General features: G+C 34.3%; 25 protein-coding genes. 8 read left to right on the forward strand and 17 right to left on the reverse strand.

Annotated elements, in window-relative coordinates; genetic code table 11:
* Positions 1–95: 95 nt before the first annotated feature.
* From FLAK523_RS04000 to FLAK523_RS04010, 3 genes are all read right to left on the reverse strand, one after another.
* Positions 96–3,047, reverse strand: coding sequence for an FAD-binding and (Fe-S)-binding domain-containing protein (locus FLAK523_RS04000; RefSeq protein ID WP_248906769.1), 2,952 nt, complete (start codon positions 3,045–3,047; stop codon positions 96–98).
* 19 nt (positions 3,048–3,066) lie between these two features.
* Positions 3,067–4,962 (reverse strand): phosphoglycerate dehydrogenase, encoded by a 1,896-nt coding sequence (serA, locus tag FLAK523_RS04005; protein ID WP_248906771.1) that lies wholly within the window; start codon positions 4,960–4,962, stop codon positions 3,067–3,069.
* A 371-nt stretch (positions 4,963–5,333) separates the two neighbouring features.
* Positions 5,334–6,146, reverse strand: coding sequence for a DUF1338 domain-containing protein (locus tag FLAK523_RS04010; RefSeq protein ID WP_248906773.1), 813 nt, complete (start codon positions 6,144–6,146; stop codon positions 5,334–5,336).
* A 198-nt stretch (positions 6,147–6,344) separates the two neighbouring features.
* Between FLAK523_RS04010 and FLAK523_RS04015 the strand changes: the two genes are divergently transcribed.
* Positions 6,345–6,809: an Lrp/AsnC family transcriptional regulator gene (locus tag FLAK523_RS04015; protein WP_248906775.1), complete on the forward strand. Its 465-nt coding sequence runs from the start codon at positions 6,345–6,347 to the stop codon at positions 6,807–6,809.
* A gap of 139 nt (positions 6,810–6,948) precedes the next feature.
* Here the strand turns inward: FLAK523_RS04015 and FLAK523_RS04020 are convergent, their stop codons facing one another.
* The 7 genes from FLAK523_RS04020 to trpS all read right to left on the reverse strand — a co-directional run bounded on the left by FLAK523_RS04020 (position 6,949) and on the right by trpS (position 11,284).
* Positions 6,949–7,524 (reverse strand): hypothetical protein, encoded by a 576-nt coding sequence (locus FLAK523_RS04020; protein WP_248906777.1) that lies wholly within the window; start codon positions 7,522–7,524, stop codon positions 6,949–6,951.
* Between the two features lie 235 nt (positions 7,525–7,759).
* Positions 7,760–7,957 (reverse strand): hypothetical protein, encoded by a 198-nt coding sequence (locus FLAK523_RS04025; RefSeq protein ID WP_248906779.1) that lies wholly within the window; start codon positions 7,955–7,957, stop codon positions 7,760–7,762.
* Between the two features lie 3 nt (positions 7,958–7,960).
* Positions 7,961–8,182 carry a hypothetical protein gene (locus FLAK523_RS04030; protein ID WP_248906781.1) on the reverse strand — a complete coding sequence of 74 codons (222 nt, stop codon included), beginning with the start codon at positions 8,180–8,182 and terminating at the stop codon, positions 7,961–7,963.
* 72 nt (positions 8,183–8,254) lie between these two features.
* On the reverse strand, positions 8,255–8,785 hold the full coding sequence (locus FLAK523_RS04035; protein WP_248906783.1) for a hypothetical protein: 531 nt from the start codon (positions 8,783–8,785) through the stop codon (positions 8,255–8,257).
* Positions 8,733–9,461, reverse strand: a complete 729-nt coding sequence (locus FLAK523_RS04040; protein ID WP_248906786.1) for a DUF1629 domain-containing protein — start codon at positions 9,459–9,461, stop codon at positions 8,733–8,735. Before FLAK523_RS04040 ends, FLAK523_RS04035 begins: the two co-directional genes overlap by 53 nt.
* Before the next feature lie 229 nt (positions 9,462–9,690).
* Positions 9,691–10,089, reverse strand: coding sequence for a hypothetical protein (locus tag FLAK523_RS04045; protein WP_248906788.1), 399 nt, complete (start codon positions 10,087–10,089; stop codon positions 9,691–9,693).
* A gap of 217 nt (positions 10,090–10,306) precedes the next feature.
* Positions 10,307–11,284: a tryptophan--tRNA ligase gene (trpS, locus tag FLAK523_RS04050; RefSeq protein ID WP_248906790.1), complete on the reverse strand. Its 978-nt coding sequence runs from the start codon at positions 11,282–11,284 to the stop codon at positions 10,307–10,309.
* A 330-nt stretch (positions 11,285–11,614) separates the two neighbouring features.
* On the opposite strand from trpS, the gene FLAK523_RS04055 reads away from it, so the two are divergent.
* Positions 11,615–12,361 (forward strand): 1-acyl-sn-glycerol-3-phosphate acyltransferase, encoded by a 747-nt coding sequence (locus FLAK523_RS04055; protein WP_248906792.1) that lies wholly within the window; start codon positions 11,615–11,617, stop codon positions 12,359–12,361.
* 70 nt (positions 12,362–12,431) lie between these two features.
* Here FLAK523_RS04055 and recA read toward each other — a convergent pair whose 3' ends face one another.
* From recA to FLAK523_RS04075, 4 genes are all read right to left on the reverse strand, one after another.
* Positions 12,432–13,439, reverse strand: coding sequence for a recombinase RecA (gene recA, locus FLAK523_RS04060; RefSeq protein WP_248908047.1), 1,008 nt, complete (start codon positions 13,437–13,439; stop codon positions 12,432–12,434).
* 168 nt (positions 13,440–13,607) lie between these two features.
* Entirely contained in the window at positions 13,608–14,117 is a 510-nt protein-coding gene (locus FLAK523_RS04065; protein WP_248906794.1) for an acyl-CoA thioesterase, read from the reverse strand.
* Positions 14,118–14,148: 31 nt separating this feature from the next.
* Positions 14,149–14,532 carry a DoxX family membrane protein gene (locus FLAK523_RS04070; protein ID WP_248906796.1) on the reverse strand — a complete coding sequence of 128 codons (384 nt, stop codon included), beginning with the start codon at positions 14,530–14,532 and terminating at the stop codon, positions 14,149–14,151.
* Positions 14,533–14,537: 5 nt separating this feature from the next.
* Positions 14,538–15,686 carry a DNA polymerase III subunit delta' gene (locus FLAK523_RS04075; protein WP_248906798.1) on the reverse strand — a complete coding sequence of 383 codons (1,149 nt, stop codon included), beginning with the start codon at positions 15,684–15,686 and terminating at the stop codon, positions 14,538–14,540.
* 276 nt (positions 15,687–15,962) lie between these two features.
* Between FLAK523_RS04075 and pgk the strand changes: the two genes are divergently transcribed.
* From pgk to FLAK523_RS04095, 4 genes are all read left to right on the forward strand, one after another.
* Positions 15,963–17,150, forward strand: a complete 1,188-nt coding sequence (gene pgk / locus FLAK523_RS04080; RefSeq protein ID WP_248906800.1) for a phosphoglycerate kinase — start codon at positions 15,963–15,965, stop codon at positions 17,148–17,150.
* A 108-nt stretch (positions 17,151–17,258) separates the two neighbouring features.
* Positions 17,259–19,280 carry a LysM peptidoglycan-binding domain-containing protein gene (locus FLAK523_RS04085; RefSeq protein WP_248906802.1) on the forward strand — a complete coding sequence of 674 codons (2,022 nt, stop codon included), beginning with the start codon at positions 17,259–17,261 and terminating at the stop codon, positions 19,278–19,280.
* Between the two features lie 48 nt (positions 19,281–19,328).
* The gene (locus FLAK523_RS04090; RefSeq protein WP_248906803.1) at positions 19,329–20,306 is read left to right on the forward strand and encodes a DUF4837 family protein; all 978 of its coding nucleotides are present in this window, start codon (positions 19,329–19,331) and stop codon (positions 20,304–20,306) included.
* Positions 20,307–20,334: 28 nt separating this feature from the next.
* Positions 20,335–20,781, forward strand: a complete 447-nt coding sequence (locus FLAK523_RS04095; protein ID WP_248906805.1) for a GNAT family N-acetyltransferase — start codon at positions 20,335–20,337, stop codon at positions 20,779–20,781.
* On the opposite strand, the gene FLAK523_RS04100 is transcribed toward FLAK523_RS04095, so the two are convergent.
* The 3 genes from FLAK523_RS04100 to FLAK523_RS04110 all read right to left on the reverse strand — a co-directional run bounded on the left by FLAK523_RS04100 (position 20,782) and on the right by FLAK523_RS04110 (position 23,742).
* Positions 20,782–21,591, reverse strand: a complete 810-nt coding sequence (locus tag FLAK523_RS04100; protein ID WP_368670297.1) for an OmpA family protein — start codon at positions 21,589–21,591, stop codon at positions 20,782–20,784. It lies immediately after the preceding gene.
* A complete protein-coding gene (locus tag FLAK523_RS04105) occupies positions 21,588–23,225 on the reverse strand; it encodes a S41 family peptidase (protein WP_248906807.1) in 1,638 nt (545 codons plus the stop codon). The genes FLAK523_RS04100 and FLAK523_RS04105 overlap by 4 nt, the downstream gene beginning before the upstream one ends.
* Positions 23,226–23,328: 103 nt before the next feature.
* Positions 23,329–23,742, reverse strand: a complete 414-nt coding sequence (locus FLAK523_RS04110; protein WP_248906809.1) for a ribonuclease P protein component — start codon at positions 23,740–23,742, stop codon at positions 23,329–23,331.
* 124 nt (positions 23,743–23,866) lie between these two features.
* Here FLAK523_RS04110 and FLAK523_RS04115 point away from each other — a divergent pair, with 124 nt between their 5' ends.
* Positions 23,867–24,601: a 1-acyl-sn-glycerol-3-phosphate acyltransferase gene (locus FLAK523_RS04115; protein WP_248906811.1), complete on the forward strand. Its 735-nt coding sequence runs from the start codon at positions 23,867–23,869 to the stop codon at positions 24,599–24,601.
* Between the two features lie 10 nt (positions 24,602–24,611).
* Positions 24,612–25,604: an acyl-ACP desaturase gene (locus FLAK523_RS04120; RefSeq protein ID WP_248906813.1), complete on the forward strand. Its 993-nt coding sequence runs from the start codon at positions 24,612–24,614 to the stop codon at positions 25,602–25,604.
* Positions 25,605–25,625 lie beyond the last annotated feature (21 nt).

The following is a 25,625-nucleotide window of genomic DNA, read 5'->3' on the forward strand; positions in this document are numbered from 1 at the left end:
AAATGAAAGAACGCAAAGAATTACTTGATATAATAACTCTTTGCGTTCCTAGTGAAACCCTTTGCACTCTTTATTGCTAAATAAAATCGTTTCCGTTATTTTAAAGCATTGTATAATATCTCAACAGGATGTCCCGCTTTTCGGCCCGTACCGTCCGCTATTTGATGTCTGCAGCTGGTTCCAGATGCTGAAATCAAAGTGGCTTCTTGTTCTGAACGAATGGCCGGAAACAAAACCAGTTCCCCAATTTTCATCGAAATGTCATAATGCTCCGTTTCGTATCCAAAAGAACCCGCCATACCGCAACATCCGCTTGGGATATTCAGCACGGTATAGTTTTTAGGCAACATCAATATTTTCTTTAACGGCACTAAGGACGACAGGGCTTTCTGGAAACAATGTCCGTGCATGCGCACGCGTTCTTCTTTATCGGTAAAACTATCAGATGTAATGCGTCCTTCGTCCAGTTCTTTAGCCAGGAACTCTTCGATCAGGAAGGTTCTGCCGGCAAATGCTTTGGCTTTGACTTTCAAATCACCACGACACAAATCAGGATATTCATCCCTAAATGACAATATCGCCGAGGGTTCGATCCCTATTAATACCGCATTCTCCGGTATGGATTTGGCGAAAGCCGCCGTATTTTTTTCGGCAATATCACGCGCTTCTTTCAGCATTCCTTTCGAAAGATAGGTTCTTCCGCTGATGCCTATTTCAGGAATCACGACTTGGTAACCCAAACGGTTCAACAGGTAAATTGCTGTCTGGCCTATTTCAACATCATAATAGTTCAAAAACTCATCATTGTACAAATACACCGTACCGTTGACAAAGTCTCCTTTTTGACTGTGTTTTTTAATCCACTTGGCAAAAGTGATTTTGTGCATCAAAGGCAGTTTTCGCTCGGTTGCAAAACCGGTCAATTTCTTGATGATATTTCCTAAAATCCCTTTGGTCGATAAATTATACGCCCAAGGAATGGAAGCAAAAAGCCAGTTTATTTTTGGTGTATTTCCTATCAATTTAGAACGGAATTTCACCCCGTTCTTATCGTGGTATTGTTGTAATGTTTCCGCTTTCAGTTTTGCCATATCCACATTCGAAGGACATTCGGATTTACATCCTTTACAACTCAAACATAAGTCAAGCACTTCAAGAAGGCCTTCATCATCAAATCTATTTTCTTTGGTAGAGTTGGTGATGGTTTCCCTAAGGATATTGGCTCTGGCACGCGTGGTGTGTTTTTCGTCACGGGTGGCCATATAACTTGGGCACATCGTTCCACCACTTTTTTCGGTTTTTCTACAGTCCCCAGATCCGTTACACATCTCGGCAGCACGCAGGATTCCGTTGTGTTCCGAGAAATCAAAATAGGTTTCTGGCATAGGCGTATCCTGACCCGGTGTGTACCTTAGGCTGGTGTCCATAGGCGGCGTGTTCACAATTTTCCCGGGGTTGAAAACGCCCCAAGGGTCCCAAGTTTGTTTCACTTGAATGAACAATTGGTAGATTTCCTCGCCAAGCATTAAGGGGATAAATTCCCCGCGAAGTCTTCCGTCACCGTGTTCCCCGCTCAGCGAACCTTTGTATTTTTTTACTAAATGGGCTATATCGGTCGCTATGGTTCTAAAAAGTCCGGCGCCTTCTTTGGTTTTTAGGTCAATGATAGGGCGAAGGTGCAATTCTCCCGTTGCCGCGTGCGCATAATGCACGCAGTTTAGGTTTCTTTCTTTCAGGATGGCATTGAAATCTTCGATGAAATCAGGTAAATCATTCACGTCAACCGCTGTGTCTTCTATTACCGCAACGGCTTTAGCGTCACCAGGAATATTAGACAACAATCCAAGACCAGCTTTTCTTAGTGTCCATACTTTGTTTGTGTCTTCTCCATAAACAATAGGGAAATGATAGCCCAGATTTTTAGAACGCATCAAAGCTTCCATTTCTTTGGCAATACTATCGATTTCTTCTTGGGTATCTCTTAAAAATTCAACGGCCAAAATAGCCTGAGGATCTCCTTTTACGAAGAAACGGTTCTTGCTTTGCTCTATATTTTCCTTGGTACATTCCAGAATATAATGGTCAATTAACTCGACACTGTCCGGATTAAATTTTAGTGCTTCTAAGTTGGCTTTCAACGATTCGTTGATGCTGTCAAAATGCACGCAAACCAAGGCTGCGAAAGGTTTTAAGGCATCAACCAAATTCAGTTTTATGGCAGTTGAAAAGAACAAAGTTCCTTCAGACCCTGCAATTAATTTACAAAAATTGAATTTTTCGTTCGGATCGCCAAAAGGCATACTGTCTGCCAATAAATCCAAGGCATAACCGGTATTTCTTCTCGGTATTGATTTTTTAGGGAAATTATCGTCGAATAAAGTTCGGTTTGTTGTAGATGACAATATATCTTTGGCCTGAACATAAATGGCCTGTTCGAGCGGGCTAACTACATTAATTCCGTTGCATTTGTCTTCAAATTCTGCATTTGTCAAAGCGCCAAAAGTCACTTCGTTACCATCAGCCAAGAATCCTTTGATTTCAAGCAAATGCTCCCGCGTAGAACCGTAAATAACGGATCTCGCTCCACAGGCATTGTTTCCTACCATTCCGCCAATCATACAGCGGTTACTGGTGGAAGTCTCAGGACCAAAAAACAATTTATAAGATTTTAAATGAAGATTCAGTTCGTCCCGAATCACTCCCGGTTCTACCCAAGCCGTTTTATTGGCTTGATCTACCGAAAGGATTTTGGTGAATTCTTGCGAAATATCAACCACAATTCCGTTCCCAACAACCTGTCCAGCAAGCGAAGTTCCTGCCGCACGAGGAATCACGCTGCTGTTGTTTTCTCTGACAAAAGCAATGATTTTTTGGATGTCTTCCTTTGTTTTAGGAATGGCTACCGCCAAAGGCATTTCTTTATACGCACTCGCATCCGTGGCGTAAAGCGTACGCATGGTGTGGTCATAAAATAATTTACCGTCTAATTGCTTCTCTAAACTTTCAAGTTTGCTATTGTTGATGGAAAGGGTGTTGTTATTTTTCATTTAAAACAAAATCGTATTTTTAATATAGAATTCTATATCGAATGGTATTTGGAATCTTTTTTAATTTTTTCTCCAGCTCTTTGTTATGGAAATTATCAATATCCGTAATCACGTAACCTAAAGTTTCGTTTGTTTTTAGATACTGACCTAGAATATTATTGTCATATTCAGAGAGTATGGTGTTGATTTGTGCCAATATTCCTTTTACATTTTCATGAACGTGCATAATACGGTGCGCACTTTGAAGTTCAGGAAGTTGAATTTCAGGAAGGTTGACACTTCCGTAAGTGGTTCCTGTATTGATGTATTGGATTATTTTTCGGGCTACATAATGGCCAATGTCAAATTGTGCTTCTTCGGTACTTCCACCAATGTGTGGCGTAAGAATCACATTAGACATTCCGCGCAAGGATGATAAAAATGGCTCTTCATTGTTACTAGGCTCTTCAGGGAAAACATCCACTGCCGCTCCGCGAATTTTACCGCTTTTTAAATTGGCTGTCAAGGCTTCAATATCCACCACATGACCTCTAGAAAGATTCAAGAAAATCACTCCTGGTTTCATATATTCAAAAGCTTCGGCATCGATTATATTTTTATTGCTTGCTCGTCCATCAACGTGTAGCGAAACCACATCTGAAAGTGCTAATAGTTCTTTCAAAGAAGAACATTTCTTAGCGTTTCCAAGTGCCAGTTTATCAACAGAATCATAGAAATATACTTTCATTCCCATTGCTTCAGCAATGATGGAAAGTTGGGACCCGATACTTCCGTATCCTACGATTCCCAATTTTTTACCGCGAATCTCCACGCTATTTGTGGCTGATTTGTCCCAGATACCTGCATGCATTTTTGTGCTTTTGTCGAATGTATTTCGAACCAACATAATAATTTCACCAATGGCAAGTTCCACAACAGAACGGGTATTGCTATACGGCGCATTGAATACAGACACTCCTTTCATGCTACACGCAGTAAGGTCTACCTGATTTGTACCAATGCAAAAAGTTCCAATGGCATGCAGTTTTTTAGCACATTCCAAAACCTTCTCCGTAACATGGGTTTTAGAACGGATTCCAAGGATGGAAACTCCTTTTATTTTTTCACACAATTCATCTTCAGATAATGCGCCTTTGATCACTTCTACATTGTAGCCTTCGTGTTCAAATATTTTCACGGCATCTTCATGCACGTTTTCTAATAAAAGTACTTTTATTCTGTTTTTTGGGTAAGAAACCGAAGCTTTATACGACAAATCATAAAGAATTTCATCTAATGATGGCGCAATTCTATCCGCTTTTTCAACAACTATTGGTCGGCTCACGTTTTCTGTAAAAGCAAAAAACTTAGATACGGCACCACCTTCCAGCGTTTCATAATCCGTATATCCATCACCTATCATAATCACCTCTCCAGGTAGATTAAGTGATTTTATTTTGTACACTTTCCCTTTGTTCTCACACAACTGGTCTTTCTCGTCAAAACCGATGATTTTTCCATCATGATCGAATTTGAAAGTATTGGCCAAAACATGTTCTGGTTTGATACCATACTCTTGAACGATAGGGATAATGATTTCTTTAAACCCATTAGAAATAATATATATATTTTCTGAATGTTGCTTGAAGAAAGCTCTGTTTCTTATGACTGATGCGGTTACTTTATTTTTTAATTCTTCGATTACAGCTCCTAAATGATCTCTATTTGCTTCTAATAAATTAATTCTGCTGGTTAAGGATTCTTTTAAGGATAGTTTTCCTTCCATCCCAAGATCAGTTAATCGTTGGATTTCGCTTAATATTTGTGTTCCTGCAGCGCTATTGTCATAAATTACTTCGCATAATACATCAAGTGCTTCCACTCGAATAAAAGTACTGTCAAAATCGAATATGAATGTTTCTGGATTCTCTGTCATTATCTTATTAGTTGAGTGTTTGTAGTAGTCAGTTAAAACGGTTAATTATTTGCTCAAAGATAAGACCTCAATTGGAACTGAAAAAATATAACCTTATAATCCTTTGCTAGTTGAATAAGAAATGGTGTTATTGTAGTAATTGTACTTTTTAATTATACATATTAAATCAAATAGCTGTTTTTAATATTAATAATAAGATTATAGATAATGTAATTTACTGTTCTAGTGACTTTTTTTCTAAGTCAAAAACTATTAATAAGTTGGTTTAGGAAGTATTCGACCTTTTTTAATATATAAAATTCCCCTTTTTCAGGAGGGGAATTCGATGTGTTTATATTCTAAATGTGTAATTAGAATTATGTTGTGACGAATTATGCGTTTTGCAACTTAACATCAGTACTTTCAAAAATCTTATCAGCAGATGCTGCGATAAAACCTTGGTACAATTCTCCGTTTGGCATTGCATAACGAAGTGCAAATTCATAATAACAAGATGGAATTTCAAACGTTCCCTCATCAAAATTCACCGTATACAAATCAGCTAAAGTGCTTGATTGCTCTAGCAATTGTTCTGGTGTACCTTTAATTTTTCCTCCTGATGCGTTTAGTTTCCATCCTTGAGCTTCCAAGAAATCATTCAATTCCTCTAAAGTGTCAAAATCTCTTAATGCATTAGTGTTTATGGTAAAGTGATTAGCACGGAATCCGTAGATATACATCCAAGCGGCATATTCAGATTCTTCCAACAATGATTTATATATTGCCTGAGAATTTGCTTCCCAAACTGATCCACTCAATACCAATTCAGGATTGTTAAAGATGTTTTGGTCGCAATTGTCCAACATGTTTTTTACAGTTTCTTGCAATTCTGTCGAACATTTTTCCAACTCTAATTCAGAGATAAAAATTCTTGGGGCATCTTTGTCCGTAGTGTGTTCGTAATGTTTTGCAAATAATTTTTTCGAATCAAAATTATAGTCACCTCTTGCTTCGTAACCAACATTTAAGAATGGTTTTTCCAATACTTCGATATTGACACGCTTATCATTAAAGGTACGAATTGCAATATGGTCGTTTTTGATTTTTTCTCCTTTTTCTTCTAATAAAGCATGGATTTTTTTTGCAGATGGGGTAATATCAGCGTATTGTTCCCATAATTTCGAAAGTAGTTGATTTTTGTCCATTTCTAAGTATTTTTTATCGTTGTGATTATGACACAAAATTATATACAATTGTGGTATTGTAACATATTTATTGTTCGAATATTTATAAATAGACATTTTGATTCTTTTTTATTGTAATTTTGACACTATAAAACTCTGTTTTAACAAAAGAATTGTCAAAATAATAGAATCGACTATATCAACTTTAGCTACGCAATTATGAAACACCATGAAAATACTGACTATTTAGACCAAGAAATCATTAGAAAGCTTAGTGAAAACGGAAGAATGCCATTTTCTGAATTGGCTAAAGAATTAAATATTTCCAATTCATTAGTGCATTTGCGTGTTCGAAAACTGCAAGAATCTGGAGTTATTACTGGATTTTCGGTGAAATTGAATGCCAAGCAAATTGGTTTTGAAACGATAACTTATACTGGGATAGCGACTAAAGAAGCGCGTTTTGCATATGCCATTTCAGAGCAATTAAAAATGATTCCTGAAGTGGTGGAATGCCATTGGGTTTCCGGTAAATACGCGCTTTTCATAAAGATTGTTGCGGCAAATAATGAAGCACTTCGAAAGGTACTTTACGATCAAATTCACGCCATAGAAGGAGTAGGGGGAACCGATTCCTTTATTTCTTTTGGTTCAGCGTTTGAGAAGAACCTGCCTATGAAATAAAAAAAGACCCTTAAAACATAAATTAATTATGCTTTAAGGGTCTACTATTTTAAAGGTTGTTTTGGGTAATAGATTCTCAAAAGATAGCTTTTTCATTAATTGACATTTGATCCCTAAAATTATCATAATCACTCCACTTTTACCATATTTCTAACTCAATCTTTTTCTCTATTTTCCAATGATTATTTATTTTTTTTAATAAAAAAGCATTAACAACTCCGTCTTTTTGAGAAGATTGCTTTGAATAGAATAGTATTGCATAATCATCACTGATATATGGTTGATATAACCTTATTAATCCTACATATCTCTCTCTAAAAGCCTTGCTCATCTTGAAATTTAAGAATTCAACAATTTCGAACTTTCCAGTTTTCTTTAATCTACTTAGATCAATAGATTCTATTTTGACTTTTGGTTTTTCATTCAGTAATTTTAAATATTCAGGGTATTCCCCGTTTTTTAATTCACTTACTACACCACTACTGTACTCATCTGAAGAAGCAATTTTTTTATCTACACATATTTTATAATCTTTGAAGACCCTTTGTTTTACCGGATCATTTGGAGTTAAAAAAAAAGTATGATAATCATAAGCTATTGTATCTGTTAATACAAGAAAATTATCATTCAAAATATCGTAAAAAGCATCATTTTGATTTTTTTTACAACTCAAAATTGCTGTAAGGACAAAACAGTAATATATATACCTTTTCATAATAATAAAAGAATTAAAAATATTTACTAAATTTAATCACAACGATCCCTGCATTGTCATACTCAATAAGCACATTAAAAGCATCTCTTTCAAAACCTTTACCAAAATCATAAACACCTTCACTTTTTTTATTTTGAATGATTGGAGCTTTAAAAAATTGTATCCCATTTTTTCTAAAATATCTTTGAATTTACCACTCACTAAAAGTTTTGAATTAAATCCAATACTAGGACAACTAACCAAATCTGTTAATTTGGCTTTTTATTTCCAAAATAGCATTAGAAGTTATTGGTTCAAAATCTATTTTTTCAAAATTAATATGCCCAATAAATTTGGGTTCTTCCCAAACATGACAATTATGTACCGCATTAATAGCATGGAAAAACTTACCTACAATTTTTTTGTTCATACTTTCTTGAATGATATAATACATAACTTAAAAATTTAATTGATTAATAGGTGTATTAGGATTATTTGCTATTTCTGTTCTAATTTGTGAAATAATTTCATTGACTTTATTATAACATTGACTAGGAGTAGCATTCGGATTTGCTTCTTCAAAAAGTTTTAGTTTCTGAAAAATTAAATCATCATAATGACCGTGACTACCTCTATGAACTGCCGTACTCAAAGGAATTCCCTTTAATGCTTCGTTCATATGAAAAGCATCAGCAGATTTAGCTGCTTTTTGTACGATAGGATTTTTTTTATTGCTAAATAAAATTATTTATTAATCTACATTTTTAGTAAAATAAGTACATCCCAATTCAAACCAACTTTGTCCAATCTTTATAGGTTTCATTTCAACTTCTATATCTTCTCCTTTGTATCCAAAGCCTTGCAAATCATCTTCTCCCATATACTCGTCTAATTCATCATCAAATAAGAATTCAAGTTTGTTTTTTACTAGAAATATTGCCATTAGGACCTGACTTCTTATATCTTCTTCTTTTTGATCAGTAAATCGGATTATGCCAAGTTGTTCATAAACTGAAATTGGATCATAAAAATGATAGTCAACTACTTGAATCATTTCACGACTTTCTATATCATCAGGATACTTTGGCAGTTCATATTCTTCACACAATGTATGAAAAGCAATATTAGCTTGCTCCTTATGAGACTTTGTTTGACTTTCAATTTCTTTTAATATTTTAGATAGTTTTGCATCGGTATTTATCCATTCCTGCAATGGATTGTGTTCATTATTACTTTGCTTTTCCATATATTTTTTCTCTTTCGCCTCCTTGAAGCCATTCATTTAGTGATAATTCTATAGGTTGAAATTCGATGCCGGTACAACCAGCATCTTCTATTTCTTGTTTTAGTTTTTCAGAAACAAAGTATATTCCTGAAAACGAATATCTAATCATAAAAAAATCGTTATTGATTTTATCCTTTGATAATACTAATTTTTCAATCCTCAAATTACATTCTTTTTTACCTCTTACTTCTTCAATTTTCAATTCATAATCTTTCAGACTATTTATGCTTAAGTATAAGCTATTAATATTTTCAGATGTTATTTCTTCAAGCAAAATTTTTGAATTTAAAAAATCAACGTAATCATTGTTGAATTCATACATATTCAAAATCCAATAATCTTCGGCTAATAAATTGTTTTGAATTATTGGTGATTTAAAAAATTGCATTCCATTTTTTCTGTTTTTTTCTAAAATTGTTTTCAATTTCCCACTAATTAATAGTTTGTTTGAAAAACCCATTGCAGAATTCGTATCTATCAAATCTGTTTGTTTTGATTTTGGGTGTAAAATTGCATTTGCTATTATGGGTTCAAAATCAATCTTTTCAAAATGTATCTGTTCAATGAATTTTGGCTCGTTCCAAACATCACAATTGTACTGAATACCTTTTGTTTGAGGATATTTTCCAATAATTTTTAAATTTCCAGATTCTTGTATGATATAATAATTCATATTAGAAAATTAATTGATTAATTGGTGTATTTGGATTATAACAATACAATACTTACTTTTAAGAGTGTTGTGAATACTAAAATAATACCCCATTCTGTTTGAAATAGTATGGTGTTGAGTGTCATTTTTTTAAGAATTAAACGGCTTCAAAACCTTTATTAGAAGGAGTACAAGGTTATTGTGTTAGTTCTAAGTGACAAAATAAGCCTAAACTTAAAGACATTTCGCGCTAGCGAGGTATTAAAATATCACTGGATTTCCGATCTGCATAATTCCCATGATTTATTCGAACAATGATGCTTGAATTATTTTCTGTAACACTTCCTACTTTTATGTTAATCAGGTTTTCAACAATAAATAATTTGCAAATCAACAACTCTCCACTTTGGCAGTTTGAAATATAAATAGTATCTGAAACTTCACCCGTTTCTGGATTGCCGGCACTCCCGGACGGATTTGAAGTGATAATAGTTTTAACAAAATTTTCTTTTAATTCAAACCGTTGACAATCAATAATACTCCCTGCAAATTGATTTAATTCAGAGCTTCTAACTTCTTTATATTTTAAAGATTGAGCTTTACACCCAATTGATAAAACAGAAAGAAACAAGAATATAAATGTTTTCATAAATAATAATTTTAGTTTAATTGCTTTGCACTGAAACATGAATATGTTCTTGATGTCCACCTACAGGCCAATATGTTTTAAATAGATAAAAATAATTTCAAATTTAACTATGGCCAATTAACAAAACAATACCCACTTTTAGTGATTTTTTAATTTATAAAACAATACCCCGTTCTGTTTGAAATAGAACGGGGTATTGTGTGTCATTTTTTATGAATTAAACGGTTTCAAAACCTAATTTTTCTCTCACTCTAGCCAAAACACCATTGGCAACAATTTCGGCCTTATTTGCGCCTATTTTTAACAAACCATCTACTTCAGCAAGGTTGTTCATATAGTAATTGTATTTTTCTCTTTCTGTTTTGAATGTTTCTGTTATGAGTTCAAACAATGCTTGTTTAGCATGGCCGTAACCATAATTTCCACCTAGATAATTAGCAGTCATAGCATCTAATTGCTCTTGGTTTGCCAATAGTTTATATATAGCAAAGGCATTACAGGTTTCCGGGTTTTTTGGGTCTTCCAGTGGAGTGCTGTCGGTATCAATACCCATCACTTGCTTGCGCAACGCTTTGTCGTCAAGGAATATATTGATAATGTTATTGGCTGATTTGCTCATTTTCCCGCCATTGGTTCCTGGAATAAGCATACTGTCTTCCTGAATTTTAGCTTCTGGAATGACAAAGGTCTCTCCCATTTGGTGGTTGAATCTTGAAGCCACATCACGTGTGATTTCAAGGTGTTGCAACTGGTCTTTCCCAACGGGAACCAATTGTGCATCGTATAATAAAATATCGGCAGCCATCAGCATTGGATACGAAAACAAACCTGCATTTACATCTTCCAGTCTATCCGCTTTGTCCTTGAATGAATGCGCTAATGTCAAACGTTGAAAAGGGAAGAAACAGCTCAAATACCAAGACAATTCCGCAGTTTGAGGCACATCGGATTGTCTGTAAAAAACAACTTTATTCACGTCTAAACCACAAGCAAGCCAAGCCGCAGCCGTGCTATAAGTATTGGTTCTCAATAAAGCACCATTTTTTATTTGTGTAATCGAATGCAAATCTGCTATAAAAAGGAATGATTCGTTTTTGGGATCGTTAGATAATGCTATTGCCGGAATAATTGCTCCTAGTAAGTTTCCTAAATGTGGTGTTCCTGTACTCTGAACTCCCGTAAGTATTTTTGCCATTATGATTTTTTTCTGAACCGCAAAGTTCGTAAAGATTTTTACAATTTACACATAGTTATTTTTTTTAACCCTAATGGATTTAAAGTTTTTAATTTTAGAGATGATTTTTTTGTGTAAAAAGAAGATAAAAATCAATCGTTGCTGTAATTAAAAATTATAATACCGCAAATTCACAAATTTTAAATGCACTGAGAAACCTATGTAATTTGCGAATTTGCGGTTGTAACTTTAGATTCTCAATTTTAATACATTTTGTGCTCTTTATGGTTATTAATAGCAAATTCAATTGTTTTTAATAAAAGTTACATAGGATTCCCTATTTTTGGACATATGAAAGGAATGAAGATTGTTTTTTGGACATTATGGCGTGTATGGTTTTATATTTTAATGACCATTCCCATACTTATTATGTTTCCGTTTTTATTGGTTTCCATAACTTCTGACAAAGGCTATAAATATTTTTTTAAAATGGCTCGAATATGGGCCCGGTTTATCCTTTTTGGGATGGGGTTTTATTATAAAATTGACAAGTCACAGGAATTAGATTCCCATAAAAGTTATATGCTTGTGGCTAATCACACTTCCATGACTGATATTATGCTGATGCTTGTTACCGTAAAGAACCCTTTTGTTTTTGTGGGTAAAGTAGAATTGGCTAAAATTCCTTTATTTGGATTTTTCTATAAACGAACTTGTATTTTAGTGGATCGTTCCTGTTCAAAAAGCAAGTTGGGGGTTTTTAACAGTGCCCAGGAAAGAATCAATCAAGGTTTAAGTATTTGTATTTTTCCAGAAGGTGGAGTTCCTGATGATGAATCGGTACTATTGGACACCTTTAAAGACGGAGCTTTCCGACTGGCAATCGAGCATCAATTACCAATTGTCCCTATCGTTTTTGCCGACAATAAAAAGAGGCTGTCTTACACGTTCTTTAGCGGAAGCCCAGGAGTTATGCGTGTTAAAATTCTTTCTAAAATTGACACATTAGAAAAAACTAGTGTAAATAGAAAGGAAATTAGAGACCATGTTAGAGAAGAAATGTATTCTCAACTAATAAAATACGAAAATAAAAGTTAGCAAAGGGTTTTTAAAGACCGTTTCTGTTTGTATTATAAAAAAAAAGAGCTGACCGTAGTCAGCTCTTTTTTTAGTTATTAGCAAGCTCTAAAATGTGAGCTTTGATTTTCACTTCTAATTCATCAGCTAATTCTGGGTTGTCTTTAATTAAAGACTTCACAGCATCACGACCTTGTCCTAACTTGGTGTCACCATAGCTAAACCAAGAACCTGCTTTTTTAATGATGTCAAATTCTACTGCTAAATCTAAGATTTCTCCAGTTTTAGAAACTCCTTCTCCATACATGATGTCAAATTCAGCCACTTTAAAAGGCGGAGCCACTTTGTTTTTAACCACTTTTACTTTAGTTCTGTTTCCTATTACATTATCACCGTCTTTTATTTGAGTAGAACGACGAATATCTAAACGAACCGAAGCGTAAAATTTCAATGCATTTCCTCCCGTTGTTGTTTCTGGATTTCCGAACATTACTCCAATTTTCTCTCTCAATTGGTTAATGAAAAACACAGTACAGTTTGTTTTGCTGATAGTTCCAGTTAATTTTCTCAAAGCTTGAGACATTAAACGAGCGTGTAATCCCATTTTAGAATCTCCCATTTCACCTTCAATTTCACTTTTTGGTGTCAAAGCGGCAACCGAGTCAATAACAACAATATCAATTGCTCCTGAACGAATCAAGTTTTCAGCAATTTCAAGTGCTTGTTCCCCATTATCTGGTTGCGAAATGATTAAATTTTCGATATCAACACCTAATTTTTCAGCATAATTTCTGTCGAATGCGTGTTCAGCATCGATAAAAGCAGCAATTCCACCCGCTTTTTGAGCTTCGGCAATAGCATGAAGTGTTAATGTGGTTTTTCCAGATGATTCCGGACCGTATATTTCTATAATTCTACCTCTTGGATATCCACCAACTCCTAAAGCTAAATCGATTCCTAATGATCCTGATGAAATGGTTTCTACCTCTTCAATGGCTTTATCACCCATTTTCATCACCGTTCCTTTTCCGTAGGTTTTGTCTAGTTTGTCAAGCGTAAGTTGTAGCGCTTTTAATTTGGCTTCTTTTTCTGAACTCATCTTTTCTTTTACCTTTTCTTTCATCAATTTATGTTTTTTAAAACTCTAAGAGATTGACAGTTTGTATTAATTAACTGTCGGTTTTATGTTTATCGTAATTTATATACTCGTAAAAATACTTCTTTTTTTGTTTCGAAAACACAATAAGAAGTAATTAGTGTTTTACGTTTAAATGAAGAGCGCTTTTAACTCTGTAGCTTCTTCAGGTTTGATTTTTCCGGCTAATAGTAAACTTAGTTGTTTTCTTCTTAGTGCGGCATCAAAACGTTGTTTTTCTAATTCTGTTTCAGGAATAATTTGAGGGACTTCTACCGGTCTTCCAGCATCATCAACCGCTACAAAAGTATAGATAGCTTCATTCGCTTTAGATTTGATTCCTGATTCGCGGTCCTCAATCCAAACATCTATGAAAATTTCCATAGAACTTCTAAAAGATCTCGAAACTTTGGCTTCAACCGTAACCACACTTCCTAGTGGGATTGCCTGGTTAAAAGCAACGTGATTTACAGAGGCGGTAACGGCAACTCTTCTGGAATGTCTACGCGCAGTGATACTTGCGGCACGATCCATACGCGCCAATAATTCACCTCCAAAAAGATTGTTTAAAGGATTAGTTTCGCTTGGTAATACTAAATCGGTTAATATTGTTAACGATTCCGAAGGATGTTTAGGTGTCATTTTTTTATTTGTAAAAAGGATTACGGTTTTTTTAATTTAACCAATATACTGCCATAACAGCAGGAATAAAATACATAACGATAGTTCTGGCTCCGTCATAATCTTTTGCTAATCGTTGACCAAAAAGCAACATAAGCAAAGTGATACAAGAAAAAACAGCTCCGTAAAACCCGAATATTCGACCATTATTTATTAATAATTCGATACAGCCTACAATACATAAAATTCCTGCGATTAATTCTAAAACAAGAATGTTCATAAGCGCCAGAGGGACGTGGTTTCTTAAAGGAGTATTGGCAAAATGACCTTTCAACCAGTCGACATTGTCTTTCCAATAAAATAACTTGTCATAACCGGATTGAAGAAATGAAATAGCCAAAAAGACTAAAATTAACATAGAGGCAACGTTGTTCATATTTATTATTTTTTATGGATTAGACGTGTGAGTTTTATGGATAAATCAGTTAATATGATTTTTGCATTTCCGTTTCGTTCCACATGATACATAGCATCAGATAGTTCCTTGAAAATGTCTTGAATGTTATTCCCGTTCACGAAAGGCGCGAAATTCTCCAGTTTAAATTTATCTACTTTTGGTTCGAAGTAAACTAAACTTTTGGTTTCATAATTAATCAATAAAGCTTGACGGAACATTTCAATGCAAAACTGCAGAAATTTTTTCTGGGTTTCTCTTCCCAATCCAGCAATTTTTTCGCTCCAAAGAATTAAATCTTGTATGGCTGCAGCATTTCCTTTGGCTTTAAAAGCAGCACGAACCCAGGTTACAAACCATTGTTCAAATGGGAATTCGTCATTGTCATCATGCAATAAATGCAAAGCAACATTATAATTTCCTTGTGCTTGATGTGCAATTTTAGCGGCTAATTTTGGCTCGGTGTTTTCTCGAGTGACTAAAGCTTCAGCAATTATAGGTTCGGTCAATCCATTGAAATGTAAAACTTGACATCTGGATCGAATGGTTTGGATAATATCTTCTTCGTTTTCGGAGATTAAAATGAAAACCGTTTTTTCTGGTGGCTCTTCCAGTAATTTTAGCAGTTTGTTTGAAGCAGCGATATTCAATTTATCGGCCATCCATACAATCATTATTTTATGACCGCCTTCATACGATTTTAAGGATAATGCTTTTAAAATTTCCTGCGCATCATCGACTCTGATTTCTCCTTGTTTATTTTGAACTCCTAATATAGCATACCATTCAAACAAGCCACCGTAAGGGTTTTGCAAAATGAATTGTCTCCAGTCAGTTATGAAATCAAGGCTTTTTGGACTTTTTTTCACTTCTTCGGTGGTAACCGTAGGATAAGCAAAATGCAAATCAGGATGTGAAATTTTATCAAACTTCAAGTTACAGGCTGTATTAGAACCTGTATTTTCTCCGTTTTGATTGCTGCATAAAATATATTGCGCATAGGCAATTGCCATTGCCAATGTGCCACTTCCTTCAGGACCCACAAACAATTGTGCGTGAGGAATTCTACCTAAATTGGCACTTCTTGTCAAATGACTTTTGATGTGTTCCTGTCCTAGAATTTCTGAAAATCGCATGAAGCAAAGATAGAAGAAAATGGGTTAGTCTAAAATTTTCAACTGTAAAGTTTAAGAAAAGAAAATCTCAAAACGGAATCCTTTTAACAGCTGTTATTTAATCTTTATGGAGGTTGTTTTGAGGACAGAAAGGGCAACCTGATTAAACTTCATTTTATTTATTAATTTACAACGATTTCGTTGATTTTATGCTAAATTTTTTGATTTTTTCAGATTTAGGGGTGCTTTAAAAGTTCTATATTTGCTATTCTTTAAAAAACAAAAACACACAACAAAATGAAAACTTTAAACAACTTTGATTTTAAAAATAAAAAAGCAATAATTCGCGTTGATTTTAATGTACCCTTAGATGAGAATTTTAATGTAACGGATGCCACTCGTATTGAAGCGGCAAAACCTACTATTGATGCGATTCTTGCTCAAGGTGGAAGCGTGATTTTAATGTCGCATTTAGGAAGACCAAAAGGAGTTGAAGAGAAATATTCATTAAAGCATATATTAAAAAAAACAGCTGAAATTCTTGGAGTACCGGTTCAGTTTGCTGCTAACTGTATTGGTGAAGAAGCTGCAACTGCGGCTTCAAACTTACAAGCGGGAAGTGTTTTATTATTAGAAAATTTACGTTTCCACAGTGAAGAAGAGGCTGGAGATGTTGTATTCGCTAAAGAATTAGCTTCTCTAGGGGATATTTATGTTAATGATGCTTTTGGAACTGCTCACAGAGCCCATGCTTCCACAACAATTATCGCTCAGTTTTTCCCGAATGAAAAATGTTTCGGATTATTATTGGCTAAAGAAATTGAGAGTTTAAACAAGGTTTTGAAAAACAGTCAAAAACCAGTTACTGCTGTTTTAGGCGGATCTAAAGTATCTTCTAAAATCACGGTTATTGAAAATATACTTGACAAAGTAGACCACATGATTATAGGTGGCGGAATGACTTTTACTTTTGTAAAAGCATTAGGAGGTAAAATAGGAAATTCTATTTGTGAAGACGATAAGCAGGAATTAGCATTGGAAATATTAAGATTGGCCAAAGAAAAAGGAGTGCAAATACATCTTCCAGTTGATGTTGTTGCAGCCAATGCTTTTTCTAATGATGCCGATATTCAAATTATAGGCGTTAATGAAATTCCTGATGGATGGCAAGGACTTGATGCGGGACCTAAATCACTAGCCATTTTTGAAAAAGTGATAATGGAATCTAAAACTATTCTTTGGAATGGTCCTTTAGGTGTTTTCGAATTAGAAAAATTTGCAAACGGTACAATTGAACTTGGAAACTATATTGCTGCTTCCACTAAGACTGGAGCTTTTTCTCTAGTAGGTGGTGGTGATTCAGTTGCCGCAGTGAAGCAATTTGGTCTGGAAGACAAAATGAGTTATGTTTCTACAGGTGGAGGCGCTATGTTAGAGATGTTAGAAGGTAAAGTATTGCCTGGTATTGCTGCAATTTTAGACTAAAGTTTCATTTTTAACAATATTTATTGATTTATTTAGTTTTAACCTATTAAGTTTGTATTCACGATTTTTCATAATCGTTTGTAATTTAGTAAGTTGATAAAAAATAAAATGAATATAAAAAATACCACAGTAATATTTTTACTATTATTATCAATCCCTTTGTTTTCACAAAAATTTGTCGAAAACAAAGGGATTTCTAATGCAGTTTATTTAGATTCCATAAAACGTTCTTTTGTCAATGATGAACTGGCTACTTGTGTAGACAGTATGTGGATGAAAGAATTGACTAATTTAGACTTGTATAATGATATAACCTATGATATTGAGAACCTCAATGTCGATAAAAAAGTCGATTATGATTTGCCAACAGACTTGTTGAAATCAAGACTTTTAGCTATGAATGCCAAGTCCCCTTTCCGTATTGAATATAATGAGAGTCTGGAAAACGTGATTAAGTCTTTTTTAAAATACCGAAAAAGATCTTTTGAAAGATTAATGGCCATTTCTGAATACTATTTCCCAATGTTTGAAGAGGCTTTCGCCAAACAAAATGTACCCCTTGAGATCAAATATCTTGCGGTCGTAGAATCAGCTTTAAATCCTAAAGCAGTTTCTAAAATGGGCGCAACTGGTCTTTGGCAGTTTATGTATCAAACAGGAAAACAATACAATCTTAAGATTGACTCCTATGTGGATGAACGAAGCGATCCTTTGAAAGCTACAGCAGCTGCCGCACAATATATGACCAACATGCATTCTATTTTTGGCGACTGGGAATTAGTTTTAGCTTCGTATAATTCGGGTCCTGGAAATGTTTCTAAAGCAATTAGACGTTCTGGAGGTCAGCAAAATTATTGGAATATTCGAAAAAACCTACCTAAGGAAACACAAGGATATGTTCCTGCTTTCCTTGCAACAATGTACATTTATGAATACCATAAAGAACATGGAATAAAACCGGATAGAGCTATTTTGCCTCATTTTGCAACAGACACGGTTATGCTTAAAAGACAAATGTCATTCAAGCAAATTTCTGACTTACTGGATGTTCCTATGACACAATTGCAACTTTTAAATCCTTCTTATAAGTTAAACGTGATTCCGTTTTATGAAGATCGTAGTCATTTTTTAAGATTGCCAAAAGACAAGATTGCCGTTTTTACTTCTAATGAAGATAAAATTTATACCTACGTTCAACACGAAATGGATCTTCGTGAAAAACCTTTTCAATTTTCTAAAGCAATTGCTGTAAAAGAAACTACGAGTTCATCAATGCAGAATAACATTGGAACCAAAACAAACTTTTACAAGGTGAAACGTGGGGATAACCTTGGGGTAATTGCCACTAAATACAATGTTGATATTTCCGATTTAAAAAAATGGAACGGACTTAAAAGCAATGCTATCGTTTCTGGGGCCAATTTGAAAATTATGGTGACCGAATCTATTGCTGCTGTTAAAAAAGAAGTGGTTGCTGAAAAATTAACTACCGATAACCATAGAATTGTTACCGCTGAGACAAAAGCACATAAAGAGGATAAAATTAAAAAAACGGATTCCATTGCCACTGGCCATACCACTTATTATGTGGTTCAAAAAGGGGATAACCTTGGTAATATCGCAAAAAAACACAATGTTACCATCGCCGATATCACGAACTGGAACCATATTTCAGGAAACACTATAAATCTAGGCGCTTCATTACAAGTTTCGGCAGCTGATGTGGAGTCTAAAACTGAAATAGCTTCTGCTCCTGAATTAAAAGACATTGAATATGTAGTTCAAAAAGGGGACAACCTTGGGAATATTTCTAAAAAATTCGGAACCGCTTTAGCCGATTTAAGAGAATGGAATAAATTACAAGATAATAACATCGCATTAGGGAGCACGTTAATCGTTGCCAAAAATGAAATAGCAATTATTACATCCAATGCCGTTGCGAGTTCATATAAGAAAAATGAATTGTCAACCGCTAAAAAAATGGAGGCTGATTACCATGTAAAAAAAGGAGATTCTTTATATAGTATCGCCAAAAAGTACCCTGGAGTGACCATTTCCGACTTGAAAAAATGGAACGATATCAAACCCGAAGGAATAAAACCCGGAATGAAATTAAAAATCAACGGATAATACAATAATCTTCTATAAATTTGGGTTTTATTTTATAATTGAATTATAATGAATAAAGCCCATTTTTTATTTCTCTTCGTTTTCCTTTTAATAATATCCTGTAAAAAGGATGACCATGTTCTTGCCAGAAAAACAACAGGATCAATCAACACTATATCAGTTATTATAGATGATCAGTTATGGAATGGCGAGATAGGAGACACTATTCGCAATAAGTTTGCTTCTCCCGTTGTAGGATTACCTCAAGAAGAACCTCTTTTTACCATAAATCAATATCCAGTTAAACTTATGGAAGGTTTTATGACCGATAGCCGAAATATTATCGTGGTTAAGAAGGAAGGAAAAAACAAATTTGAAATCAATAAAAATCAGTACGCCAGTCCTCAAAATGTTTTTCATATTTCAGGAAAAACGGCAGACGATATAATAGCTATTATTGAAAAAAACAGTTCTGAAATAATTAAGATTATCAGACAAACGGAAATTGAAGAAAACCAAAGAATCAATAATAAGTCTCAGTTTAAAACAAAAATTATTACTGATAAATTTCATATTTCGCTACAAATCCCTTCTAATTATAAATATGTATTTCAAGAAAGTGATTTTATTTGGTTGAAAAAAGAAATTGTTAGCGGGAACACAAGTTTGTTGATTTATCAGGTTCCGATAAATGCCATTAAAAACGACAAGAATATTGTATCCAATATTATAAAAATGCGTGATTCTATTGGTGAATTGTATATTCACGGAAAAGAACCTGATGCGGATATGAGGACTGAAGAGGCCTATTCTCCCTATTTTTTTAAGATAAAAATTGATGGTAAGGAAGCTTATGAAACTAAGGGGACATGGGAACTGAAGAACGATTTTATGTCAGGCCCTTTTATCAATTATGCTATTATTGATAAAGAAAATGACAGAGTATTGGTTTTAGAGGGATTTTGTTATTCACCATCAAAAGAAAAAAGAGATTTGATGCATGAACTGGAATCTATAATAAAATCAATTCAAATTATTGAAAAATGATATTTAGAATTTATAACACAAACAACTTATGGCTATACAGTGGCAAATAAAGGCTTTTGAGGGGCTTTCAGTGCATGAATTATATGATTTACTGAGATTAAGAAGCGAGATCTTTGTCGTGGAGCAAAACTGTGTTTATTTGGACCTCGACGGAAAGGATAAAGTGGCGCTACATCTTTTCGCAGAATATGAAGGGAAAATTGTGGCATATGCCCGTCTTTTTAAAGCAGGAATTAGTTTTGATAATGCATCAATAGGCAGGGTAGTTGTCGATGCCAATTATCGAGACAGGAAATGGGGACATGATTTAATGAGGGAGGCAATTTCCGGAATCGCACATCATTTTGGCGAAAGCCAGATTACAATAGGAGCTCAATTATACTTAAAAAAATTCTACGAAAGTCACGGTTTTGTTCAAACAAGCGAGATGTATCTGGAAGATGATATTCCACATATTGAGATGAAACGAGAATAATTATATTTTTGTAATTAGAAATTCAACTCTACGATCTAGTGCTTCCCCCATTCCAAGGGGGAATTTGTTTCCAGAACCTCTGTAAGACATTCGGAGGCTATTGATGTTTTTTGATATTAAATAGTGGAAAACAGCTTTGGCTCTGTTAACAGAAAGTTTTCGTTCTCTGGTTTTCTGGTCTATAGCGTCTTCATAATAACTAGGCGTGCAGCACACATGGCCTCTTATTTCAAATTCTAATGTTGGTTTTTTTTGAAGAATAGCTACGATTTTGTCTAACTCCTCTTCAGATTGTTTGCTAATTACACTGCTTCCTAAATTAAAATAGATCTTCTCAAAATAAATCCGATCACCTATAGAATGCTTTTCTTGAATGGAGTTGTAGATTCCTTTTCCAAAAGTGTTTTTCTTTACGATTAATAAATCGACACGCCTGTTTTTGGTCCTCACATCCATAAGGTTTTCTACCTCGTCATTTTTGATGATAACACGTCCTCGGCCTTCAATGATAACAATTTTGTTTTTATTAAAACCATTATTTGTAAGTAGGGTTCTTACTGTGCTTACCCTGTTTTCAGATAGTTTATAATTGTAGTCATTGCTACCTCTATCATCACAGTATCCATAAATTTGTATCGATTCAATTTTAGATGTATCAGCCTTTTTGACAAATTCAAGGATTTTGTTTTCCTGAAACTGATCAATAGCATATTTATCAAATTCAAAATATACTGTTTCTACCTTTTCCCCTTGAGCCATAAGAGAATTAAGCGTTGTAAAAACAAGAAAAAACAAGAATTTTTTCATCATATTTTTAAGATGCTTTTATATTGAGTTGAATTGTTTAAGATACTCACGGCTTTCTTTATTTCGATATTGTTTTTTATATAATAGTTATAAACGCCTTCTTGATATTGAAATCTTTTTATGATTTCATCTACCATCAGACTTTTAATTTCATTTTGATTTTTATCTAACAATTTTTCCTCGCTTTTTTGGACAGAGGTTAATAATTGTTGGTATTCTGCTATAATAGCATCGTCTATTTTTTCTTTTTTGGCTACAGCCAATGTGTTTTTCAAAGCGATTTCGGTTTCGGTATCAAAACTGATATTTCGTGCTTTTAGAAAATTCTTGAATTCTTGAAAATCGGTATCAGTTATAGTTGGGATTTGCTCTCCTAAATTTGGGTTTTTATAATAGTAATCCGTTACATAATTAAAGATGCCGTCATTTTTAATTAATGCATTTGTAATAGCGCTTTTTTTAGATTCCTCAAGTTCCACATCAGGCAATATGCCGCCTCCGTCATAAACCGTTCTGCCTTTACGGGTTTTAAAGGCGTTGTAGTTTTTGCCTTCAGTTCTTGTGGCCAGTCCGTTTTTGTCTTTATGCGCATAATCTAAAGCCTGAATGCATCTTCCGGAAGGAGTGTAATAACGGGAAATAGTAACCTTAAGCTGTGTTCCATAGGTAAGATCCACAGGTTTTTGCACTAATCCTTTTCCAAAACTTCTGCTTCCTAATACAACGGCGCGATCTAAATCTTGTAGTGCTCCTGATACAATTTCTGATGCTGAGGCGCTATTGCCGTTAACGATGATAACCAGTGGAATTTCGGTGTCTACAGCTTCGTTAACTGTTTTATAAGTGTAGTTGTTTTTTTCGTTTTTAGATTTAGTGGTAACAATGATCTCATTCTTTGGAACAAATAAATTGCAAATGTTTACCGCTTCATTCAATAGCCCTCCTGGGTTGTCTCTTAAATCTAAGATGATCCTCTCAGCACCTTGTTTTTTTAAATCTTCTAAAGCTTCTTTGGTTTCCAGTGCCGCTTTTTTATTGAAATGGGCAAGAACAATATACCCGGTATTTGCGTCTATTTTCGCGTAAAAAGGGACTGATTTAACGGCCACTTCATCTAGTATAAGTTGGGTAGTAAGTGTTTTTCCCTGACGCAGGTATTTAATGTCGATTTTAGTGTTTTTTGTTCCTTTTAAGAGCTGTGAAGCCTCGTCTTTGAAATCAGCCAGAAGCACATCTCCTATTTGGATGATTTCATCACCCGCTTTTAAACCTGCTTTGTCCGCGGGAAAATTTTTGTAGATTTCCTTAATGGTTAATTTGTCTTCTTTTCGAGTGATTAATGCTCCAATACCGGTATACTCTCCGGAATTGTTTATTTTAAATCGAAGTACATCCTGTTCGTTAAAATAAACGGTATAGGGATCTAAACTGGCGAGCATACCCTTGATGGCTTTGTCCATAAGTTCCCCAGGATTTGCCTCGTCAACATAATTAGTGTTTAATTCTTTAAAAAGAGTAGTGAATATTTCTATTTGTTTGGCGATTTCAAAAAAGTCATCTTTGAAGCTGCTGCCCACAAAAAGAAATGCTGAGGCAACAATAGGAATTACGAATTTTTTTTTGAAAAAAGAGGCCATGTTTATTGTCTTTAATTATTGATGACTAAAATAGCAATTATTCATCAATAACAATACCAATACAATAAGGAATCTCTTAACGGAGCTCAAATATCAAGAAAAGTTATTCTGGTTTTAATTCGTTTTTGTCACTTGGAGTCGTGTTTTTTCCTGTTTGGATTAAAAACTTTTCAAACAACTGGATGGTTTTAGTGTTGATTTCTTCATAAGATAAACGGTCCTTCGTTTGATAAAACAACATAAAAGCATAGGGTTTGTCTAGATTATCGATAAGAATATGTTTGTTAAGACGATAGGTTTCTCTTAATATTCTTTTGTAATAATTTCGGTCCACAGCCCTCTTGAAGTTTTTCTTGGAAACGGAGACTCCCATTTTAATTTTTTCCTTATCACTTAATTTCCCGGAATAATAAACCAATCGCAATGGATATTTTGACACTGATTTTCCTTCAGAAAACAGTAATCCTATAGTGATTTTGCTTTTTAATTTTTCGTTTTTTGGATAAGTGAAGTTCATTTGTATAAAAAAAGGACAAAGATTTAAGTCTACAAAGGTACAATTAAACCCCAAACCTATTAAAGTTTAGCTTTTAAATACCACTAAAAAAATATTTCTTACTTTTGCGGCTAATTTTTTAAGCATGAAGAAACTTTTTTCGTATCCCATATCGGTAATTTATTATTTGTGTTTTGGATTAATGCTGGTTATTTTTCACCCTATACAATGGGTTTGTTTCAATTGGTTTGGATATCAGGCACACAAAAAAAGCGTTGATTATTTGAATTTTTTCTTAGTAAAATGCACAAACATATTAGGGACAACCTATAAATTTGAAAACATAGAAAGTATCCCTAAAAATGCTCCTTTGATTTTTGTGGCTAACCATCAAAGCTTGTATGATATTGTTGCTATGATCTGGTTTTTACGCAGGTTTCATTGTAAGTTTGTCAGTAAGAAGGAATTAGGTAAAGGGATTCCAAGTGTATCTTATAATTTAAGACACGGAGGATCAGTGTTAATTGACAGGAAAGACCCTAAACAAGCTATCCCTACAATAAAAGGGCTGTCTGAATATATAGAAAAACACAATCGTTCAGCGGTGATTTTTCCGGAAGGAACAAGAAGTAAAACAGGAAAACCAAAAGAGTTTGCTCAAAGTGGTTTGAAAATATTGTGTAAGTATGCACCCTCTGCCTATGTGGTTCCCGTGAGTATTAATAATTCATGGAAAATCGTTAAATACGGATTTTTTCCGCTTGGTTTAGGAAATCGTCTTACCTTTGTAATACATAAGCCTTTAGCAGTGAAAGATCATAATTTTGCTGAACTAATGGAAAAAACAGAATTTGCAGTAGTAAATGGAATAAAAATTTAAATTATATAAAATGTCTATTAAAAACATTCGATTAGAAGTAATGCAGTTTTTAGAGAAAAACGTTGACAGTTTTGTTGATCAGTATTTAATACCGGTTGAGAAAATTTGGCAACCTTCTGATTTCTTGCCTAATTCTGAAAGTGACACTTTCTTTGATGAAGTAAAGGAGTTAAGAGAAATCGCAAAAGATTTACCTTATGATTTCTGGGTTACTTTAGTAGGGGATACCATTACTGAAGAAGCTTTGCCAACATACGAATCATGGTTGATGGATGTAGAAGGGATCAATCAAATTGAAGGCGGCGGAAATGGTTGGTCTAAATGGATCAGACAATGGACTGGGGAAGAAAACCGTCATGGAGACTTGTTGAATAAGTATTTGTATTTGTCAGGGCGTGTTAATATGCGCGAGATTGAAATGACAACACAACATCTTATCAATGATGGTTTTGATATTGGTACGGGAAGCGATCCATACAAGAACTTTGTTTACACTAGTTTTCAAGAATTAGCAACTTATGTTTCTCACAACAGAGTGGCACAAATGGCTAAAAAGTATGGAGACAATAAACTTTCAAAGATGTGTAAAATGATTGCTGGAGACGAGATGCGTCACCATCATGCATACAGTGAGTTTGTAACCCGTATTTTCCAAGTGGACCCTAGTGAAATGATGCTTGCTTTTCAATATATGATGAAGCAAAAAATCGTAATGCCAGCGCATTTCTTGAGAGAATCTGGACAAAAGATTAGCACTGCGTTTGAGCAGTTTTCTGACTCAGCACAACGTATTGGTGTTTATACAGCTGCTGATTACGTTGATATTATGCAAAAATTAATTGACAAATGGGAAATCGACAAGATTACTGGTTTGACTGACGAAGCCGAAAAAGCGCGTGACTATCTAATGAAATTACCTGCAAGAATGGCTAGAATTTCTGAGAGAATTGTTATTCCTCAAGAATCTCATATTTTCAAATGGGTGGAACCAGCCAGAATGTAATTTTTAGTTTCATAAATTTAA

The organism is Flavobacterium sp. K5-23 (assembly GCF_023278045.1).
Taxonomy (GTDB): domain Bacteria; phylum Bacteroidota; class Bacteroidia; order Flavobacteriales; family Flavobacteriaceae; genus Flavobacterium.

What these genes read in the sequence shown, in the direction of transcription:
- FLAK523_RS04000 (WP_248906769.1), bottom strand. Translation starts at nt 3,047, where the DNA reads ATGAAAAATAACAACACCCTTTCCATCAACAATAGCAAACTTGAAAGT.
- serA (WP_248906771.1), bottom strand. Translation starts at nt 4,962, where the DNA reads ATGACAGAGAATCCAGAAACATTCATATTCGATTTTGACAGTACTTTT.
- FLAK523_RS04010 (WP_248906773.1), bottom strand. Translation starts at nt 6,146, where the DNA reads ATGGACAAAAATCAACTACTTTCGAAATTATGGGAACAATACGCTGAT.
- FLAK523_RS04015 (WP_248906775.1), top strand. Translation starts at nt 6,345, where the DNA reads ATGAAACACCATGAAAATACTGACTATTTAGACCAAGAAATCATTAGA.
- FLAK523_RS04020 (WP_248906777.1), bottom strand. Translation starts at nt 7,524, where the DNA reads ATGAAAAGGTATATATATTACTGTTTTGTCCTTACAGCAATTTTGAGT.
- FLAK523_RS04025 (WP_248906779.1), bottom strand. Translation starts at nt 7,957, where the DNA reads ATGTATTATATCATTCAAGAAAGTATGAACAAAAAAATTGTAGGTAAG.
- FLAK523_RS04030 (WP_248906781.1), bottom strand. Translation starts at nt 8,182, where the DNA reads ATGAACGAAGCATTAAAGGGAATTCCTTTGAGTACGGCAGTTCATAGA.
- FLAK523_RS04035 (WP_248906783.1), bottom strand. Translation starts at nt 8,785, where the DNA reads ATGAATGGCTTCAAGGAGGCGAAAGAGAAAAAATATATGGAAAAGCAA.
- FLAK523_RS04040 (WP_248906786.1), bottom strand. Translation starts at nt 9,461, where the DNA reads ATGAATTATTATATCATACAAGAATCTGGAAATTTAAAAATTATTGGA.
- FLAK523_RS04045 (WP_248906788.1), bottom strand. Translation starts at nt 10,089, where the DNA reads ATGAAAACATTTATATTCTTGTTTCTTTCTGTTTTATCAATTGGGTGT.
- trpS (WP_248906790.1), bottom strand. Translation starts at nt 11,284, where the DNA reads ATGGCAAAAATACTTACGGGAGTTCAGAGTACAGGAACACCACATTTA.
- FLAK523_RS04055 (WP_248906792.1), top strand. Translation starts at nt 11,615, where the DNA reads ATGAAAGGAATGAAGATTGTTTTTTGGACATTATGGCGTGTATGGTTT.
- recA (WP_248908047.1), bottom strand. Translation starts at nt 13,439, where the DNA reads ATGAGTTCAGAAAAAGAAGCCAAATTAAAAGCGCTACAACTTACGCTT.
- FLAK523_RS04065 (WP_248906794.1), bottom strand. Translation starts at nt 14,117, where the DNA reads ATGACACCTAAACATCCTTCGGAATCGTTAACAATATTAACCGATTTA.
- FLAK523_RS04070 (WP_248906796.1), bottom strand. Translation starts at nt 14,532, where the DNA reads ATGAACAACGTTGCCTCTATGTTAATTTTAGTCTTTTTGGCTATTTCA.
- FLAK523_RS04075 (WP_248906798.1), bottom strand. Translation starts at nt 15,686, where the DNA reads ATGCGATTTTCAGAAATTCTAGGACAGGAACACATCAAAAGTCATTTG.
- pgk (WP_248906800.1), top strand. Translation starts at nt 15,963, where the DNA reads ATGAAAACTTTAAACAACTTTGATTTTAAAAATAAAAAAGCAATAATT.
- FLAK523_RS04085 (WP_248906802.1), top strand. Translation starts at nt 17,259, where the DNA reads ATGAATATAAAAAATACCACAGTAATATTTTTACTATTATTATCAATC.
- FLAK523_RS04090 (WP_248906803.1), top strand. Translation starts at nt 19,329, where the DNA reads ATGAATAAAGCCCATTTTTTATTTCTCTTCGTTTTCCTTTTAATAATA.
- FLAK523_RS04095 (WP_248906805.1), top strand. Translation starts at nt 20,335, where the DNA reads ATGGCTATACAGTGGCAAATAAAGGCTTTTGAGGGGCTTTCAGTGCAT.
- FLAK523_RS04100 (WP_368670297.1), bottom strand. Translation starts at nt 21,591, where the DNA reads ATGATGAAAAAATTCTTGTTTTTTCTTGTTTTTACAACGCTTAATTCT.
- FLAK523_RS04105 (WP_248906807.1), bottom strand. Translation starts at nt 23,225, where the DNA reads ATGGCCTCTTTTTTCAAAAAAAAATTCGTAATTCCTATTGTTGCCTCA.
- FLAK523_RS04110 (WP_248906809.1), bottom strand. Translation starts at nt 23,742, where the DNA reads ATGAACTTCACTTATCCAAAAAACGAAAAATTAAAAAGCAAAATCACT.
- FLAK523_RS04115 (WP_248906811.1), top strand. Translation starts at nt 23,867, where the DNA reads ATGAAGAAACTTTTTTCGTATCCCATATCGGTAATTTATTATTTGTGT.
- FLAK523_RS04120 (WP_248906813.1), top strand. Translation starts at nt 24,612, where the DNA reads ATGTCTATTAAAAACATTCGATTAGAAGTAATGCAGTTTTTAGAGAAA.